The following is a 16,727-nucleotide window of genomic DNA, read 5'->3' on the forward strand; positions in this document are numbered from 1 at the left end:
GAATTTCCCTCCCCCCATCCCTATTAGAAGAAACCGAGTTTCTTCGGCGAGTAGCTCACCAGTAGGTTCTTCGTCTGCTGATAATGCTCCAGCATCATCTTGTGGTTCTCACGGCCGATGCCGGACTGCTTGTAACCGCCGAAGGCCGCGTGCGCCGGATAGAGGTGGTAGCAGTTGGTCCACACCCGACCGGCTTGGATGCCGCGGCCCATGCGATAGGCCCGGCTGCCGTCGCGCGTCCACACGCCCGCGCCAAGGCCGTAGAGCGTGTCGTTGGCGATCGAGAGCGCCTCGGCTTCGTCCTTGAAGGTGGTGACCGCCAGCACGGGGCCGAAGATCTCCTCCTGGAAGATGCGCATCTTGTTGTGCCCTTTGAAGATCGTGGGCTTGACGTAGTAGCCGCCGGCGAGTTCTCCGGGCAGTTTCGCCTGTTCGCCGCCGATGAGGCACTGCGCCCCCTCTTGCTTGCCGATGTCGAGATAGGAGAGGATCTTCTCCAGTTGCTCGGAGGAAGCCTGAGCGCCGATCATCGTCGTCGGATCGAGCGGGTTGCCCTGTTTGATCGCCTTGACGCGTTCCAGGGCGCGCGACATGAATTTGTCGTAGATCGACTCCTGGATGAGGGCGCGCGAAGGACAGGTGCACACTTCGCCCTGGTTGAAGGCGAAGAGCACCATGCCTTCGATCGCCTTGTCGAAGAAGTCGTCGTCGGCCGCGGCCACGTCCTCGAAGAAGATGTTGGGCGATTTGCCGCCGAGCTCCAGTGTGACCGGAATGAGGTTCTGGCTGGCGTACTGCATGATGAGCCGGCCGGTGGTGGTCTCGCCGGTGAAGGCGATCTTGGCGATGCGCGGGCTGGTGGCCAGGGGCTTGCCTGCCTCCAGGCCGAAGCCATTGACGACGTTGACCACCCCCGGCGGGAGGATGTCGGCGATGAGCTCCATGAGCACCATGATGCTCACGGGCGTCTGCTCGGCGGGCTTGAGCACCACGCAGTTGCCGGCCGCCAGCGCCGGGGCGAGTTTCCAGGCCGCCATCAGGATGGGGAAGTTCCAGGGAATGATCTGACCGACCACGCCCAGCGGCTCGTGGAAGTGGTAGGCGACGGTATTTTCGTCGATCTCGGAGAGCGTCCCTTCTTGGGCGCGGATGCAGCCGGCGAAGTAGCGGAAGTGATCGACGGTGAGCGGAATGTCGGCCGCAAGGGTTTCGCGGATCGGCTTGCCGTTGTCCACCGTCTCGGCGTAGGCGAGTTTTTCCAGGTTCTGCTCGAGCCGATCGGCAATCGCGAGCAACACCTGGGCGCGTTGCGCCGGCGGGGTCTTGCCCCATTTTTCCTTGGCGGCATGCGCGGCATCGAGCGCGAGCTCGATGTCTTCGGCCGTGGAGCGCGCCGCTTGGCAGAACACCTTGCCAGTGATGGGCGTGATGTTGTCGAAGTACTGCCCCTTGACGGGCGGCACCCATTTGCCGCCGATGAAGTTGTCGTACTTGGCCTTGAACTGGACCGGGGCACCAGCAGCGCCGGGGAAAGGGTAGGTCATCTTCGCGTCTCCTCGTGGATCAATGATTTCGTTGCCACATCTATGGGCAGCGTATAGATAAAATTAGCACATGCACAGATAAATTCAATCCTCCATCAAGTCGTCTCTTCCGAAAGGGAGGATGTCACATGGCCGCCTCGAAGATGCCGATCACCTGTTCCAACGTAGCTTTGCGCGGATTGGTGAGCATGCAGGCATCCTTCTGGGCGTTTTCGGCCATTACCTTGTGATCGGCCGCCTTCACACCCAGCTCACTCAGACCACGGGGAATGCCAATGGATGAAGAAAGCTCCTTGATGGCAGCGATCGCCGCCAAGGCAGCCTCTCGCGTCTCCATGCCTGAAGTGTCTACACCCAGCAAGGCGGCAATCCGGGCATAGCGTTCAGTGGCTGCGATGAGATTGAACTGGCAGACGTGCGGCAGAAGGATGGCGTTGCACACACCATGCGGCAGATTGTAGAAACCGCCGAGCTGGTGCGCCATGGCGTGGACGTAGCCGAGCGAGGCATTGTTGAACGCCATGCCGGCAAGATACTGGGCATAGCACATGGCGGCGCGCGCTTCCATCCAATCACCGTTGGCCACCGCTTTGGGGAGCCATTGGCCGATGAGTTCGATGGCTTTTTCGGCACAGGCATCGGTGATGGGTGTGGCCGCAGTGGAGACATAAGCCTCTACCGCGTGCGTCAAGGCATCCATGCCCGTGGCGGCAGTAAGCGCAGGCGGCATCTTCACCATCAAGCGAGGATCATCGATCGCGACCAGCGGGGTACAGCGCCAGTCGACGATGGCCATTTTCACGTGGGTATCGGTATTGGTGATGATGCAAAAGCGGGTCATTTCCGAGGCGGTACCGGCAGTGGTGTTGATGGCGATCAGCGGCGTCATCGGCACCTTGGACTTGTCGACTCCTTCGTAGTCGCGGATATGCCCCCCCCCCCGCGGTGACCAGACCGATACCTTTGGCACAGTCGTGCGAGGATCCGCCACCCAAGGAAACGATGAAATCGCACTTCTCTTTCTGATAAACTTTTACACCATCATGAACATTGATGTCGGTTGGATTGGGTTCGGCACCAGCGAAAATTACACTGTCAATGCCCTCGCTGCGCAGTAGGTCGGCAATTTCCTGCGACAACCCCATCTTGTGCAACCCAGCGTCGGTGACGATCAACGCCCGTTTCGCGCCCAGCATCTTGGCCCGTGGCCCAACTTCTTTGACACATCCAGGGCCAACGAGGGTCACTGAAGGGATGAAGAAACCATCGGTGCGGTCGGCCAGTTGAAGATAATTCACCAAACTCATGGAAGTCTCCTCTCAAAATATAGAGATACAATTTTCATCATACCGATGGATCGATCCATCGGTGAAATTGATATAGCAAAAAACATGCCGCAAACCGCATCCCTGTAACTTCACTCATGAAGAGGGGTATCGGGGCCAAAAAACGGAAAAGTGTCGCAATTCGAGACGATACACCGAAATACAGGGTCGCAATCTGCGACACCGTCTCACATAGTGGAGGAGGAAATGGAGATCGAATTCCGGGTTTGTCCAGAATCCGTACGTCAAGCTAAGCGAATCTTTGTCGAACGAGGTGAACTTCCCGCCCTTCCCTTGGCGACACCCATCCTACACTCGTGGAAACGCTGCCGTGAGCACCATGTAGCAGCCGAGCGTCTCCTGCCTCCCGAAGAAGGTGTAGTAGAAACACTCATCCTCGAGCAGGCTCGCCAGTCGGTCGAGGAATGGCTACGGCTTGCCCGTCCAGTATTGGAGGGTGTTTTCGGCGGATTCGATACAAGCCGCAGCGTGCTCATCGTCGCCGACACACAGGGTCTGATCGTAGAGGCGGTGGGAAATTCTTCTTTCCTCGAACGTGCGCAACGGGTCCACCTGGCCCGCGGTGCGATCTGGCACGAAGGCGTGCGCGGCACCAACGCCGTGGGTACGGCGATCGCCGAAGGGGCGCCGGTCGAGGTGCTGGGGCCGGAGCATTATCTGAGCTGCAACGAATTTCTCGCCTGCACCGCCGCCCCCATCTTCGACGGCACTGGCCGCTTGGTGGCGGTGCTCGACGTCTCCTGCGACTGGCACGACCACCATCCACACACCCGCGCCCTGGTCGATACGGCGGTGCGCCTGATCGAGAACCACGCCATCGTTGCCCGCCACCGCGGTCTGCGCATCCATTTGCATCGCGATGCGCACGCCCTGGGCAGCTTCGTCGATGACGCCATCGTCTGCGTGGACGACGACGGTCGCGTGGTGGCAGCCAATTCCGCTGCCCGCCGCCTTTTTTCTCTACGGCACGAGGAGCTTGGTGCGGTGCCACTGGAACGGCTCTTCCGCCGCGCCGCCCCCGTGCCGCGCGGCGACGAACCGGTGCTGCTGTACGATCCGCAGGGCAATCCCCTCTATGCGCGCTTCGAAGGACGCCGCGCGCGCGTCGTGATCCGCCGCGCCGATCCTGCACCGGCCAACGATGCCTTGGCCGAGCTCGACACCGGCGACGAGGCGCTGCGCCGGGTCATCGCCCAGGCCCGTCGGGTGCTCGACAAGGACATCCCCATCCTGCTGCGCGGCGAGAGCGGCGTGGGCAAGGAACTCTTCGCCCAAGCCCTCCATCGCAGCTCGCCGCGGCGCGACAAACCGTTCGTAGCGGTCAATTGCGCTGCGTTACCGGAAGCGCTCATCGAGGCCGAGCTCTTCGGCTATGCCCCCGGCGCCTATACCGGCGCGCGCCGCGAGGGGAGCCTCGGGCGCATCCGCGAGGCGCACGGCGGCACGCTCTTTCTCGACGAGATCGGCGACATGCCGCTCGCGCTGCAGGGGCGACTGCTGCGGGTGCTGGAGACGAAGGAGGTCGTGCCACTGGGCGGAAAACCGGTGCGCGTCGAGTTTGCGCTCATCGCGGCCACGCACCGCGACCTGCCGGCAGAAGTCGAGGCGGGGCGATTCCGCGCCGATCTCTACTATCGGCTGGCGGGCCTGACGCTGACCCTGCCGCCGCTGCGCGAGCGCAGCGATCTACCCGTGCTGGTGGAGCGCATCCTGCGCGCCTGCGCGCCGGACCGGGACCTGAGGCTCGCGCCCGAGGTGGCCGCCGCGTTCGCGGCCCATTCCTGGCCGGGCAACGTGCGGGAACTGGCGCAGGCGCTGCGCGTGGCCGCAGCCCTGGTGGATGAGGAAGAAATGGTGATCGGCTGGGAGGCGCTGCCCGAGGGGCTCGCGGCGGCGCTGAAGCAACGGACCAGCATGTCCCCCTCCCTGCCGCAAGGGCAGGAAGAGACATTGGAACTGGCAACCCTGTCGCGCGCCGCGATCGAGCGGGCGCTCGTCGCAAGCCGCGGCAACCGCACGGCGGCGGCAAGGCGCCTGGGCATCAGCCGCGCCACGCTCTACCGCAAATTGCGCGAGATGGGCAGCACCCCCGCGCAAGCGGCGGGTTGACCGTTCAGGCCCGCACGCCCAGGCGTTCGAGCAGGCCCTCGAGCGTGTCGTCGTCGGCGAAGGCGATCTCGAGCGTGCCGCGCCCGTCGCGGCGGCGCTTGATGAGGACTGGCGCGCCGAAGTGTTCGGAAAGCGCCTCTTCCAGCCGCCGCCAGTCGGGGTCTTTCACCGCTTCGGGTTTGGGCGCGGGCGGAGAAAGCAGCGCCTGCACGGCGCGCTCGGTCTGGCGCACCGACCAGCCCTGCGCCGCAGCGCGGCGGGCGAGTTCCACCTGTTGCGGCACGGCAAGCGCGAGCAGCGCCCGGGCGTGGCCCATTTCGAGCGCCCCCTCCATCAGCAGCTCGCGCACCGGCTCGGCCAGTTGCAGCAGGCGCAGCAGGTTGGTGACCGCCGAGCGGCTGCGCCCGACGGCCTCGGCCGCCTGCTGGTGGGTCATGCCGAATTCGTCGATGAGCCGCTGCAGCCCTTGAGCTTCTTCGATGGGGTTGAGGTCTTCACGCTGGAGGTTCTCGATGAGGGACATCGCCAGCGCCGCCTCGTCCGGGATCTCGCGCACGAGACAGGGCACTTCCAGCAGACCCGCCATGCGGGCGGCACGCCAGCGCCGCTCGCCGGCGATGAGCTCGTAGCGCTCGCCCACGGGGCGCACCAGCAGCGGCTGCATCACGCCCTGGGCGCGGATCGAGGCGGCGAGTTCTTCCAGCGCCTGAGGGTCCATGCGCGTGCGCGGCTGGTAGCGGCCGGGGTCGATGCAGTCGATGTCGAGGCTGCGCAGCGCCTCTTCCACCGCCGTCGGCGCGCCCAGCAGTGCGTCCAGCCCGCGCCCCAGCCCCTTGCGCTTGCCCGCTGCCATCAGTGCGCCTCCGCGAGCGGAGCGGCCACGCCCAGGCGCCGCTCCAGCTCGGCGGCGAACTCGAGGTAGGCGAGGGCGCCCCGAGAGCGGGGATCGAAGACGACCCCGGGCATACCGTGGCTCGGCGCCTCGGCCAGGCGCACGTTGCGCGGAATCACCGTCGCGAAGACTTTCTCGCCGAAATGGCGCTGCACTTCCTCCGAGACCTGCTGCTGCAGCGTCACGCGCGGATCGAACATCACCCGCAGCAGCCCAACGATGCGCAGGTCCCGGTTGAGGTTGGCATGCACGCGCTTGATGGTGTTGGCCAGATCCGACAAGCCCTCCAGCGCGTAGTATTCGCACTGCATCGGAATGATCACGCCGTGGGCGCAGGTGAGCGCATTGAGCGTGAGCAAGGAAAGCGAGGGCGGACAATCGATGAGCACGAAATCATAGGTGGAAGGGGCGGCGGCGAGCGCATCGCGCAGGCGGAATTCACGCCGAGGCAAGTCGACGAGCTCCACCTCGGCCCCGGCCAGTTCCCGATTGGCCGGCAGTACGTCGTAGCCGCCGGATTCGGAGCGTAACGTTGCCTCTTCCAGGCCCGATAACCCGACCAGCACCTGATAGACGGAGCGCTCGAGCGTGCGCTTGTCGATGCCACTGCCCATGGTGGCGTTACCCTGTGGGTCGAGGTCGACGAGCAGCACGCGGTGCCCCCGCCGGGCGAGCGCCGCGGCAAGGTTGACGCTGGTCGTGGTCTTGCCGACCCCGCCTTTCTGGTTGGCGATGCAAAACACGTGGCCCATCAGCGAAGTTCCCCGATCACGAGATGGCGCGCCTCGGCAAGCCCCGGCACTTCGAGCGGCACGACCCGAACCGCCACATCTTCCGGCAAGCCGGCGAGCTCTTCTTCATGGCGCGGTCCTTTCATGGCGTACCAGCGTCCGCCCGGCGGCAGGAGGTGGCGTGTGAGGGCGATGAATTCATCGAAGCGCGCGAATGCCCGCGAGATGATACCCGAGATCGGCGCCGGTGGCTGCCAGCGCTCGATGCGTTCGTGCCAGGGATGGAAGCCTTTCAGTCCCAATTCGATCGCCACCTGACGCTGAAAGGCGATCTTCTTCGCCACCGCATCGAGCGAATGCACTTCGAGCGGCCGCCCCTCGGCCTGCGCCGCGAGCGCGAGCACGATGCCCGGTAGTCCCGCGCCGGAGCCGACGTCGACAAGCACCCTTTCCTGCCGCACCCAGGGCCAGACGGCGAGCGCATCGAGCAGGTGGTGCGTGACCACTTCCTCAAGCCGCGTGATGGCCGTGAGGTTATAGACGCGATTCCACTTCACCAGTAGGCCAGCGTAGCGCCACAGCGCCTCCAGCGTCGTCGCAGGCAAGGAAAGCCCGAGCACGGCGACACCCTCTTCGAGCAGGGCGCGCGCCGCGGCTTCGTCCTGGGACGAGGGAGCGCGAGGGCTCACTCGATGCCCTCCGGCGCCACTTCGACCTGCGGCGCGGGTTCGCCACGGCGCAGCCACACGAGCAGGATGGCGATCGCCGCCGGGGTCACGCCCTGGATGCGACTTGCCTGCCCCAGCGTCTCGGGCGCGTGCTGGGCGAGTTTCTGCTGGATCTCGCGCGACAGCCCCGGGATGCGGGAATAGTCGATCCCCGGCGGAATGCGCAGCGCCTCGGCGGCCTTGAGCCGCTCGACCTCGGTGTGCTGGCGCGCGAGATAACCGTGATACTTGGCAGCGATCTCGAGCTGCTCGATCACCGCCGGGTCGTTCTCGGGCAGCTCCGGCGCCCCCGGCAGGGTCATGAGTTCCTCGTAGCGCACCCCCGGACGGCGCAGCAGATCGAAGAAGCTCGCCTCGCGCTCGAGCGGCGCGCCCAGCACTTGGGCGAACGCCTGCGCCTCGTCCGGCGAGATCCGAGCCGGGACGACCCGCTGCGCCTGCAGACGCGCCGTCTCGCGCTCGATCGCCTCGCGCTTGCGGCAGAACGCTGTCCAGCGCAGATCATCGACCAAGCCCAGGCGACGCCCGATCTCGGTGAGCCGCAGATCGGCGTTGTCCTCGCGCAACTGCAAGCGGAACTCGGCGCGCGAGGTGAACATGCGGTAGGGTTCGCTCACGCCCTTGGTGACGAGATCATCGACGAGCACGCCGAGATAAGCCTCGTCGCGCCGCGGCCACCACGGCTCATGGCCGAAGACGAAGCGCGCCGCATTGACCCCGGCGAGCAGCCCCTGCGCTGCGGCCTCTTCGTAGCCAGTGGTGCCATTGATCTGGCCGGCGAAGAAGAGCCCGTGGAAGTGCTTGGTCTCGAGGCTGTGCTTGAGGTGGCGCGGATCGTAGTAGTCGTATTCGATGGCGTAGCCTGGGCGCAGCACGTGCACCCGCTCCAGCCCCGGGATGGTGCGCAGCATCTCGATCTGCACGTCGAAAGGCAGCGACGTGGATACGCCATTGGGGTAGATCTCGTTCGTCTCCAGCCCCTCGGGTTCGAGGAAGACGTTGTGTCCATCCTTGTCGGCGAAGCGGTGGATCTTGTCCTCGATCGAGGGACAATAGCGCGGCCCCACCCCCTCGATCACGCCGGCGTAGAGGGGCGAGCGATCGAGGTTGCGACGGATGATCTCGTGCGTGCGCGCGTTGGTGCGCGTGATCCAGCAGGGGCGCTGCGGCGGATGCATGGCGCGCGAGCCGAGGAAGCTGAACACCGGCTCGGGATCGTCGCCCGGCTGCACGGTGCAGCGGGAGAAGTCGATGGTGCGCGCATCGAGCCGCGGCGGCGTGCCGGTCTTCAGGCGCCCCTTGGGTAAGCCCAGTTCGGCGAGCCGCTGCGCGAGCGACACGGAAGCCGGATCGCCCGCCCGCCCGGCCGTGTAGCGCGACAGTCCCACGTGCACGAGGCCATTCAAGAAAGTGCCGGTGGTGAGCACCACGGCCGGCGCCTCGAAGCGGATACCCAGCTGGGTGACCACGCCCAGCACGCGATCGCCCTGCACCAGCAGGTCGTCGACCGCCTGCTGGAAGAGCCACAGGTTGGGCTGGTTCTCCAGGCGCTTGCGGATCGCCTTGCGATAGAGCACGCGATCGGCCTGGGCGCGGGTGGCGCGCACCGCCGGCCCCTTGCTCGCATTGAGCGTACGAAACTGGATACCGGCTTCGTCCGTGGCGAGCGCCATCGCCCCGCCCAACGCGTCGACTTCCTTGACGAGATGCCCCTTGCCGATGCCGCCGATGGAGGGGTTGCAGCTCATCTGCCCCAGGGTGTCGAGGTTGTGGGTGAGCAGCAGCGTGCGCGCACCGGCGCGCGCCGCGGCCAGCGCCGCCTCGGTGCCGGCGTGGCCGCCGCCGACGACGATGACGTCGAAGCGTTCAGGAAAAATCATGGGCTTGCGATGGTCGAGGAGAAACTTTTGATTTTAGGCGTTTTCGACGCCGAAGACCAGCAAAGGGTTCAATGCCCCCCGCGGGCGAAGAGCCCCGCCACCGCCTGGGGCAGATCGGCCGGCAGGACGAGGAACTTGGCGTTCTCTCCGGCGGCGAGGCGCTCAAGCGAGGCGACGTACTTCTCGCCCAGCAGATACCACAGGGCGGCGGAATCCGGTCCCACCGCCTCGCCCACCCGGCGCAGCGCCTCGGCGGAAGCCTGCGCCAGCATCACCTGGGCGTTGGCGTCGCGCTTGGCCGCCTCCAGCCGCGCCTCGGCTTCCAGGATGGCCGCCTGTTTCTCGCCTTCGGCGCGCGTGACCATGGCCTTGCGCTCGCGCTCGGCGGCGGCCTGCTGTTCCATTGCCTGCTGCATGGACGGGGAAGGACGAATGTCCTGGATTTCCACCGACTTCACCGTCAGCCCCCAGTCGATCGCCTCATCGACGATGGATTCACGCAGCCGCACCTTGATCTTCTCGCGCGAGGAGAGCGCTTCGTCGAGCTCCATCTCGCCGATGATCGAGCGCAGCGTCGTCATGATGAGGTTTTCGATCGCCACGGCGAAATTCGTCACGCCATAGGCGGCCTTCACCGGATCGGTGACCTTGACGAAGGCCACCGCATTGGTGACGATCACGGCGTTGTCGCGCGTGATCACCTCCTGTTCCTTGATGTCGAGGATGAGATCCTTCGTCACCAGCTTATAGGCGATGCGATCGAAGTACGGGATGACGATGTTGAGCCCGGGCCGCAGGGTGGTCCGGTATTTCCCCAGACGCTCCACGATCCACTCTTCCCCCTGCGGCACGATACGCACCCCCTTGGCGATCGTGACGACCACGAAGAGCAGCAAGACGCCGACGACGACCAGACTCGCGTTCATTTCCCCACCTCCCGCAAAAAAGCATCCCTCAAGATCGCCCCTGACGCAGCCGCGCCACTTTCACCATCTGCCCTTCGACCGCCACCACCCGCACCCGCTCGCCTTCGCCGATCGGCTCGTCGGCCAAGGCCGGCCATTCTTCCGCCCCGAGAACCGGCCGCTGGAACCGCACTTTTCCTCGCCGCTGCGGCTCGATCGCCTCGCTCACCCAGCCGATCTCCCCCACCGCCGCGTCGGAAGCCCCGATGCGCGAGCGCCGCCGGCGCGGTTCCAGCCAGCCAAACCACGCCGTCACGAGCAGCAGGGAAGCGACCAGCCAGAGACCGAGCTCCAGAAGTAGCGAACTCTGCGGCAGGATCGCCACCACGGCGGCCACGCCACAGGCGGCCAAGCCGAACCAGAAAATGAAGAAAGAAGGCACCACCAGCTCGGCGAGCATCAGGAGCACGCCCAGCACCAGCCACACCCAGGCAGGCCAGCCGTTCATGTACGTTCCTCGTCGAGCTGGTGGAGGAAGTCGGCAATCAGCGCGATCAGCGCCTCAGGTCGCTCCCGATGCGGGCTGTGGCCGCACTGCGGCAATACCGCCATCTTCCCGCGAGGCGCGCCCCGTGCGATCTTCTCGATCTGGGCCAAGGTCGCGTATTCGTCCCGGTCACCCTGCACCGCCAGCACCGGACAGGCGATTTTCGGGATCTCCGCCTCGATGTTCCACGCACGAAACTCAGGCGAGCGCCAGGTATCACGCCAAGCGGCGAACACGCGCTGCGGATCGGGCTGATGCCGCGCCAGGCGCTGCGGCCAGTCGGTCGTGCGCCACAGCCGGTCGGCCGCCTCGATGCCGGCGATCGCCTCGGGTTCCACCTCGACGTGCGGCGCGATCAGCACCGCCGCCTCTGGCCGCGGTGCCAAACCGGAAGCGGCGCAGATCAACGCGATCGAAGCCCCGTCGCTGTGCCCCACGAGCACCGGATGCTCGATCTCCAACGCCGACAGCACCCGCGGCAGCCAATGCAAGGCCTCGCGGTGCAGGTAATCCACCCCGCGCGGACGATCCTCCCGGCCGCTGCGCCCATAGCCCTGGCGCGAGTACGCCATCACGGGACGGCGCAGGGCAGCGGCCAGCCGCTGCGGGAAATCGCGCCAGATCGACACCGAGCCCAGGGCCTCGTGCAGCAACACCACGGGCGAAGCCGCCGCAGCGGCATCCTGCGGCCGCCACCATTCGTATTCCAGCGCAATTCCATCGATCTCGACGAATGCCATGGTCTCCTTTCCTTCCATCCGTTTTGCGCAGTCTAGCATTACCCTGCTTTCCACGAAAAGAAACCCTTTCCCCCGCAGATTCGCTAAAATGCAGACTCCTTTCCCGGCGCTACCACCATGCCCAAGGCCGAAGTCGAAATCATCAACAAGCTCGGACTGCACGCGCGGGCCTCGGCCAAGCTCACCGAGCTCGCCAGCCAGTTTCCCTGCCAGATCTGGATCAGCCGCAACGGGCGACGGGTCAACGCCAAGAGCATCATGGGCGTGATGATGCTTGCCGCCGCCAAAGGCAGCAAGATCGAGATCGAAACCGAGGGCGAGCGGGCCGACGAAGCCTTGCAGGCCATCGTCGAGCTCATTGGCAACCGCTTCGGCGAGGAGGAGTGAGCCCTTGGGCGGCATCTCCTTCGCGCTGCACGGGCTCGCCGTCTCGAGCGGCATCGCCATCGGCCGGGTGCACCTCGTCTCGCACGCCCTGCTCGAAGTCAGCCATTACGAAATCCCCGAGAACCGCGTCGAGGACGAATGCGCCCGGCTGCGTGCCGCCGCCGCCGCGATCAAGGCCGAACTGGCCGCGCTCAAGGCCACCACCGCCGCGAGCCAGGCCTCGGCCGAACTGAACGCCTTTCTCGACCTGCAGGCGATGATGCTCGAAGACCCGCTGCTCATCGAAGCCGCCTGCGATCGCATCCGCCAGCAGCACATCAACGCCGAATGGGCCCTCACCCAGCAGCTCGACACGCTGCTCGAGCAGTTCGACACCATCGAAGACCCTTACTTGCGTGAGCGTCGCGCCGACGTCATCCAGATCGTCGAGCGGCTCCTCAAGGAACTGCTGGGGCTGGCGCGCCCGCCGAAACCGCGGCGCGACGATCTGCCCACCATCGTCGTGGCGCACGACCTCTCGCCGGCCGATACCATCGGTTTTCGCGGCCAGCACATCGCCGGCTTTCTCACCGACGTCGGCGGCCCTACCTCCCACACCGCCATCGTCGCGCGCAGCCTGCAGCTGCCGGCGGTGGTGGGTGTGCGGCTCGCGCGCCAGCTCCTCGAAGAAGACGATCTCGTCATCATCGACGGCGCGCGGGGCGTGGCCATCGTCAATCCCCATCCCAGCATCGTCGAGGAATACCGCCTGCGCAAGGCCGAGCTGGAGATCTCGCGCACGCGGCTCGCCCGCCTGAAAGACGCCCCCACCGTCACGCTCGATGGCACACCGATCGAGCTCTTGTGCAACATCGAGACACCGAGCGACCTCGAGCTCGTGCAGCGCGTCAACGCCGATGGCATTGGGCTCTACCGCACCGAATTCCTCTTCCTCGACCGGCTCGATCGGCCGAGCGAAGACGAACAGTACGAAGCCTATCGCGACGTGCTCAAGAGCATGAAAGGCAAGCCGGTCACCATCCGCACCTTCGATCTGGGCGGCGACAAGGATTTCGAGCCGAACACCTCGCGCGTGCAGCCCAATCCCGCCCTGGGGTTGCGGGCCATCCGCTATTGCCTCGCCGAGCCCACGTTTTTCCTCACCCAGCTGAGGGCGCTGCTACGCGCTTCGGTGCACGGCAAGCTCAAGATCCTGCTGCCCATGGTGGCGCACGCCCACGAAATCGACCAGACACTGCAGCTGCTTGCCCGCGCCAAGGAACAGCTGCAGCGCGAAGGGAAGAAATTCGCCGAAGACGTCGAACTCGGCGCCATGGTCGAAATCCCGGCCGCGGCGCTCGCGCCTGGTATCTTCCTCAAGCGCGTGCAATTCCTCTCCATCGGCACCAACGACCTCATCCAGTACACCTTGGCCATCGACCGGCAGGACGATGCCGTGGCCGATCTCTACGACCCGCTGCATCCGGCCGTACTGCGGCTCATCGCCGGCACTATCCAGTTCGGCGCCAAGAACGGCCTGCCCGTATCCCTGTGCGGGGAGCTCGCCGGCCACGCCGAATACACCTGGCTCTTCCTCGGTATGGGTCTGCGGCAATTTTCCATGCACCCCGAGCGGGTGCTCGGCGTGAAGCAGCGCCTGCTTCATGCCGACATCAACGAACTCACTCCCAAGGTGCAGCGCCTGCTCAAGCTCGACGAGCCGGCGCGGCTGCGCGAGGCGTTCGAAAAACTCAACGCCGCCCTGCCCGCCGCCTGAGCCTCACTCTTCGCCCGTCCATTGCGCCCACGGCGCCGGTGCCACGCCGAAGAGCGAAGCCACCCGCATGGCGATCTGCTGTACCAGCCGCTGCGGCGTGAGTTCCCCCAGATAGAACGCCGGCACGGGCGGGGCCACCACCGCACCCGCCTCGGTCACCGCCGTCATGTTGCGTAGGTGAATGAGGTTCAAGGGCGTCTCGCGCGGCACCAGAACCAAGCGCCGGCGCTCCTTGAGCGTCACGTCCGCCGCCCGTGCGATCAGGGTGTCCCCCAGACCGTGGGCGATCGCCGCCAGGGTGTTCATCGAACAAGGGATCACTACCATGCCGAGCGTGGCGAACGAACCCGAGGCGATCGATGCGCCGATGTCCTTGTTCGCGTACATCGCATCGGCGAGCGCCGCGAATGCCTCGCGCCCGACGCCCAGTTCGAGCCGGGCGGTACGCAGCGCCGCTGCCGACACCACCACGTGCAGTTCCCAATCGGTCGCCTCGCGCAGCCAGCGCAGCAGTTCCAGCGCCAAGGCGCTACCAGAAGCGCCGGTCACCGCCACCACCAGCCGCGACGGGGAGCGGGCGAGGTTTGCATCTCGTACGTTTCGTTGCATAATTGGCAATTATCCTTTTCTGGTCGGAGGGTCTGCCATGCCGACACCAGTGACCCAGCCCTTGTGGCGGCTGAGCCTTCTGGCGATGGCGTTCGGTCTGCTGAGCGCCTGCACCCTCACCCAACAAGCAACACGCCCCGATGATTCTTCTCAGTATGCCCTAACCAGCGGCAACGAGATCGCCACCCAGGAAGAAGACGAAGAGGCAGCGGAAGACGCGCTCGACGTCTTTCTCTCTGCCCCCATCTACCGCAGTCCCGACTATACCCTGAGCGCCGACGTCAAACCCGGTCGCATGGCTCGGGCACTGGAGACCGCCCTCTCCTTGCAGGGAACACCTTACCGCAACGGAGGGGACCTCCCTGAAGAAGGCCTCGATTGCAGCGGTTTCGTCAAATATTCGTTTTCCAGCGTCGGCATCGACCTGCCGCGCACCTCCAGCGACATGTACAACGCCACGGAACGGGTCTCGCGCAGCGAGCTTCAGCCAGGCGATCTCCTCTTCTTCAAGACCGGGCGCCGCAGCCGCTCGATCAACCACGTCGCCATCTACCTCGGTAACGGCCGTTTCATCCACGCCCCTCGGCGCGGCCGCACCGTCTCCATCGACACGCTCGAGCAGGACTACTGGCGCGAGCGCTTCATCGCCGGAGGTCGCGTCGGCGGCATGAGCCACGCGCCGCTCGAACTCGCCGCCAAGGAAGAAAGCCAGGAAACTCCTTCTTCCCACGGCAAAGATTCCCTCGAAACGGCGGCCGCCGCGGCCGCTCCTCTGCTCGCGGCCGGCGTCGCACCCAACAAGGGGGGCAGCAGCAAGGCCAAGCCCGCCAAAGCGGCTCCCTCGGCCAACCGCGTCGTCGCACGCAACGACAAAACCCGCAAAACCGCGGCACCCACGGCTCAGGGGCGCGCCACGCCTACGGTCCACACGCAGACGGCGAGCCGAACGCCCGCGTCACGCTCCCCGGTGGGGAAGAACACCGTACAGACCGCCAAGGCCAGCGGCAAGCCGCCCGCCAAACCCGTGGTTCAGGCGAAGAACGAGAAGCCTGCCGCGGCACCGCACGGCGTTCAGGCCAAAGCCCAAGCCAAAGACAACGACAAAGCCAAGTCCAAGGCTCCTACCCGAGTCGCTCAGGCCGGTCGCTGAGAGCCGCATCGCAAAGGGCGGCCAAGGAGACGGATCGCCCCTAGCGCCACACGTCCAGTTCGGTCAGCGTCTCCCGCGCCTGCTCGGCCCAGCCGCGATTGGCCGCCGGGCTCGCCGGGCTCGGGTGCAGGATACGGGCAATGCGAACCGGCAGATCCTCGAGCGCTTCCCGCGCACGCTGCTCCGCCCAGGCGCCCACCCCGATCACCCATTGCGGCCTCAAGGCTTCGACCACTTCGCGCAAATGCGCGTCGCAGGCCGCGAGCAGCGCCGTGCGCGCCGCGGCGGGCAGTTTGTCCGGCGTGAAGTTGCGCGTGCCGGCAAAGAAGGCAAGCGGGCAGTAATTCGCCACGAAATGTTCGGTGAAAAAGGCTGCCGCAGTGCCGAAGCGCTCGCGGAAAAGCCCCCACAGCCTCGCCCCCGAGACTTCGGATCGCCGGCAGGCCCAGCCTTCGATGGGGCGCTGCGGGTGTTCGCGCACCGGGCGCACGATCGGCGCATCCAGTCCCAGCCAGTCGCGCACCGCCGCGATCTCGCCAAACGGCACCCCCGTCTGTACCATGCCGAACGGCCCGGGATTCATGCCGAGGAAAAGCACGCGCTTGGGCCCTTCACCATAGCGGCTCAGGTATTGCTCGTGCACCGCCCAGGCGTAGTCGAGCGGGGCATAGACGTGCGTCACCGGCGGGCCGAACTCGAGCGCCGCCGTGCGCTCGTGCAAGCGGCGCGCCGCTGCCACCAGTGCCCCGGCGCTCATCGCCCTTGCGCCTCCACGGCCAACGTCCAGCGCGCGACCTCTTCGCTCACGCGCGCGAGCGCCTCCCCGAGCGCTGCCACCGCCCCTTCGGCGTTCGGCTGGGTCACGGGCGCCGTGGCGGCGAAGCGCTTGCTCGCCAGTACCCGACCGTCGCTCGTCTGCACCCAGCGCGCCCGCAGCGCCACCTCCGCTTCGCCGTAAGGGGCAGGTCCGACCGGCGGAACCCGTTCTTCCAAGAGCTCTAGGTCGACGGCGAGCCGCCGATCGGCCGAGAGGTGCGCCTGCGGCGGCAGCACCACGCGAAATGCGCCGCTTTCCTCGAGGCGGCGCGTGAGTACCGCCGCTACGGCCTCCTGCGGCGGCTCCGCCCAGCGGCTAAGGGTGTAATACTCCAGGCGCAGCGGCTCGCGCCGGTAGGCGATGCGCTCTCCGGCGAAGGCCGGCGCCACCCACGGCGCGCTCACTTGCACCGTCAGGGACGAAGAGGCCTGCGGCGGGGCGGAGGACTCTCCTCCTTGCCCAGCCGTGCGTGCCGCCGCCTCCAGCGACAGCCGCGCCGGCGCCTGCGAAGACCCTTGCTGGCCCATGGCGCAAGCGCCCAACGCCAAGCTCACGACCCCTATCGTCGCAACCGCCCTTACGCTCA

General features: G+C 66.1%; 15 protein-coding genes and 1 pseudogene. 4 read left to right on the forward strand and 12 right to left on the reverse strand.

All coding sequences use genetic code 11. The features are described 5' to 3' along the window. Positions 1-23 precede the first annotated feature (23 nt). The gene (adh, locus tag ASC37_RS04990) at positions 24-1,544 is read right to left on the reverse strand and encodes an aldehyde dehydrogenase (protein ID WP_055423323.1); all 1,521 of its coding nucleotides are present in this window, start codon (positions 1,542-1,544) and stop codon (positions 24-26) included. Between the two features lie 124 nt (positions 1,545-1,668). Continuing rightward, positions 1,669-2,851: pseudogene (gene mdh / locus ASC37_RS11820) on the reverse strand (iron-dependent methanol dehydrogenase). Positions 2,852-3,076: 225 nt separating this feature from the next. Here mdh and ASC37_RS05000 point away from each other — a divergent pair. Continuing rightward, entirely contained in the window at positions 3,077-4,999 is a 1,923-nt protein-coding gene (locus ASC37_RS05000) for a sigma-54-dependent Fis family transcriptional regulator (protein ID WP_055423324.1), read from the forward strand. 4 nt (positions 5,000-5,003) lie between these two features. Here the strand turns inward: ASC37_RS05000 and ASC37_RS05005 are convergent, their stop codons facing one another. The 7 genes from ASC37_RS05005 to ASC37_RS05035 form a co-directional block, all read right to left on the reverse strand. Continuing rightward, positions 5,004-5,852, reverse strand: a complete 849-nt coding sequence (locus ASC37_RS05005) for a ParB/RepB/Spo0J family partition protein (protein ID WP_055423325.1) — start codon at positions 5,850-5,852, stop codon at positions 5,004-5,006. Then, entirely contained in the window at positions 5,852-6,643 is a 792-nt protein-coding gene (locus ASC37_RS05010; RefSeq protein ID WP_055423326.1) for a ParA family protein, read from the reverse strand. Before ASC37_RS05010 ends, ASC37_RS05005 begins: the two co-directional genes overlap by 1 nt. Further along, positions 6,643-7,311 (reverse strand): 16S rRNA (guanine(527)-N(7))-methyltransferase RsmG, encoded by a 669-nt coding sequence (gene rsmG / locus ASC37_RS05015; RefSeq protein WP_055423327.1) that lies wholly within the window; start codon positions 7,309-7,311, stop codon positions 6,643-6,645. The genes ASC37_RS05010 and rsmG overlap by 1 nt, the downstream gene beginning before the upstream one ends. Next, the gene (gene mnmG, locus ASC37_RS05020; RefSeq protein ID WP_055423328.1) at positions 7,308-9,230 is read right to left on the reverse strand and encodes a tRNA uridine-5-carboxymethylaminomethyl(34) synthesis enzyme MnmG; all 1,923 of its coding nucleotides are present in this window, start codon (positions 9,228-9,230) and stop codon (positions 7,308-7,310) included. The genes rsmG and mnmG overlap by 4 nt, the downstream gene beginning before the upstream one ends. A 68-nt stretch (positions 9,231-9,298) precedes the next feature. Beyond that, positions 9,299-10,156, reverse strand: a complete 858-nt coding sequence (locus ASC37_RS05025; protein ID WP_055423329.1) for an SPFH domain-containing protein — start codon at positions 10,154-10,156, stop codon at positions 9,299-9,301. Positions 10,157-10,184: 28 nt separating this feature from the next. Beyond that, entirely contained in the window at positions 10,185-10,643 is a 459-nt protein-coding gene (locus ASC37_RS05030; RefSeq protein WP_055423330.1) for an NfeD family protein, read from the reverse strand. Further along, positions 10,640-11,422, reverse strand: a complete 783-nt coding sequence (locus ASC37_RS05035) for an alpha/beta fold hydrolase (protein WP_055423331.1) — start codon at positions 11,420-11,422, stop codon at positions 10,640-10,642. The genes ASC37_RS05030 and ASC37_RS05035 overlap by 4 nt, the downstream gene beginning before the upstream one ends. Positions 11,423-11,539: 117 nt before the next feature. Between ASC37_RS05035 and ASC37_RS05040 the strand changes: the two genes are divergently transcribed. After that, on the forward strand, positions 11,540-11,809 hold the full coding sequence (locus ASC37_RS05040) for an HPr family phosphocarrier protein (protein WP_055423332.1): 270 nt from the start codon (positions 11,540-11,542) through the stop codon (positions 11,807-11,809). 13 nt (positions 11,810-11,822) lie between these two features. Continuing rightward, positions 11,823-13,565 (forward strand): phosphoenolpyruvate--protein phosphotransferase, encoded by a 1,743-nt coding sequence (gene ptsP / locus ASC37_RS05045; protein WP_055423402.1) that lies wholly within the window; start codon positions 11,823-11,825, stop codon positions 13,563-13,565. Positions 13,566-13,568: 3 nt separating this feature from the next. Here the strand turns inward: ptsP and ASC37_RS05050 are convergent, their stop codons facing one another. Then, positions 13,569-14,174, reverse strand: a complete 606-nt coding sequence (locus ASC37_RS05050) for a UbiX family flavin prenyltransferase (protein ID WP_055423333.1) — start codon at positions 14,172-14,174, stop codon at positions 13,569-13,571. Positions 14,175-14,211: 37 nt separating this feature from the next. On the opposite strand from ASC37_RS05050, the gene ASC37_RS05055 reads away from it, so the two are divergent. Then, positions 14,212-15,324, forward strand: a complete 1,113-nt coding sequence (locus ASC37_RS05055; protein ID WP_198289012.1) for a C40 family peptidase — start codon at positions 14,212-14,214, stop codon at positions 15,322-15,324. A gap of 40 nt (positions 15,325-15,364) precedes the next feature. Here the strand turns inward: ASC37_RS05055 and ASC37_RS05060 are convergent, their stop codons facing one another. Continuing rightward, the gene (locus tag ASC37_RS05060; protein ID WP_055423335.1) at positions 15,365-16,081 is read right to left on the reverse strand and encodes a uracil-DNA glycosylase family protein; all 717 of its coding nucleotides are present in this window, start codon (positions 16,079-16,081) and stop codon (positions 15,365-15,367) included. Beyond that, positions 16,078-16,695, reverse strand: coding sequence for an ABC-type transport auxiliary lipoprotein family protein (locus ASC37_RS05065; protein ID WP_157287447.1), 618 nt, complete (start codon positions 16,693-16,695; stop codon positions 16,078-16,080). Before ASC37_RS05065 ends, ASC37_RS05060 begins: the two co-directional genes overlap by 4 nt. Between the last annotated feature and the right edge of the window lie 32 nt (positions 16,696-16,727).

This window comes from Tepidiphilus thermophilus (assembly GCF_001418245.1).
GTDB lineage: Bacteria > Pseudomonadota > Gammaproteobacteria > Burkholderiales > Rhodocyclaceae > Tepidiphilus > Tepidiphilus succinatimandens.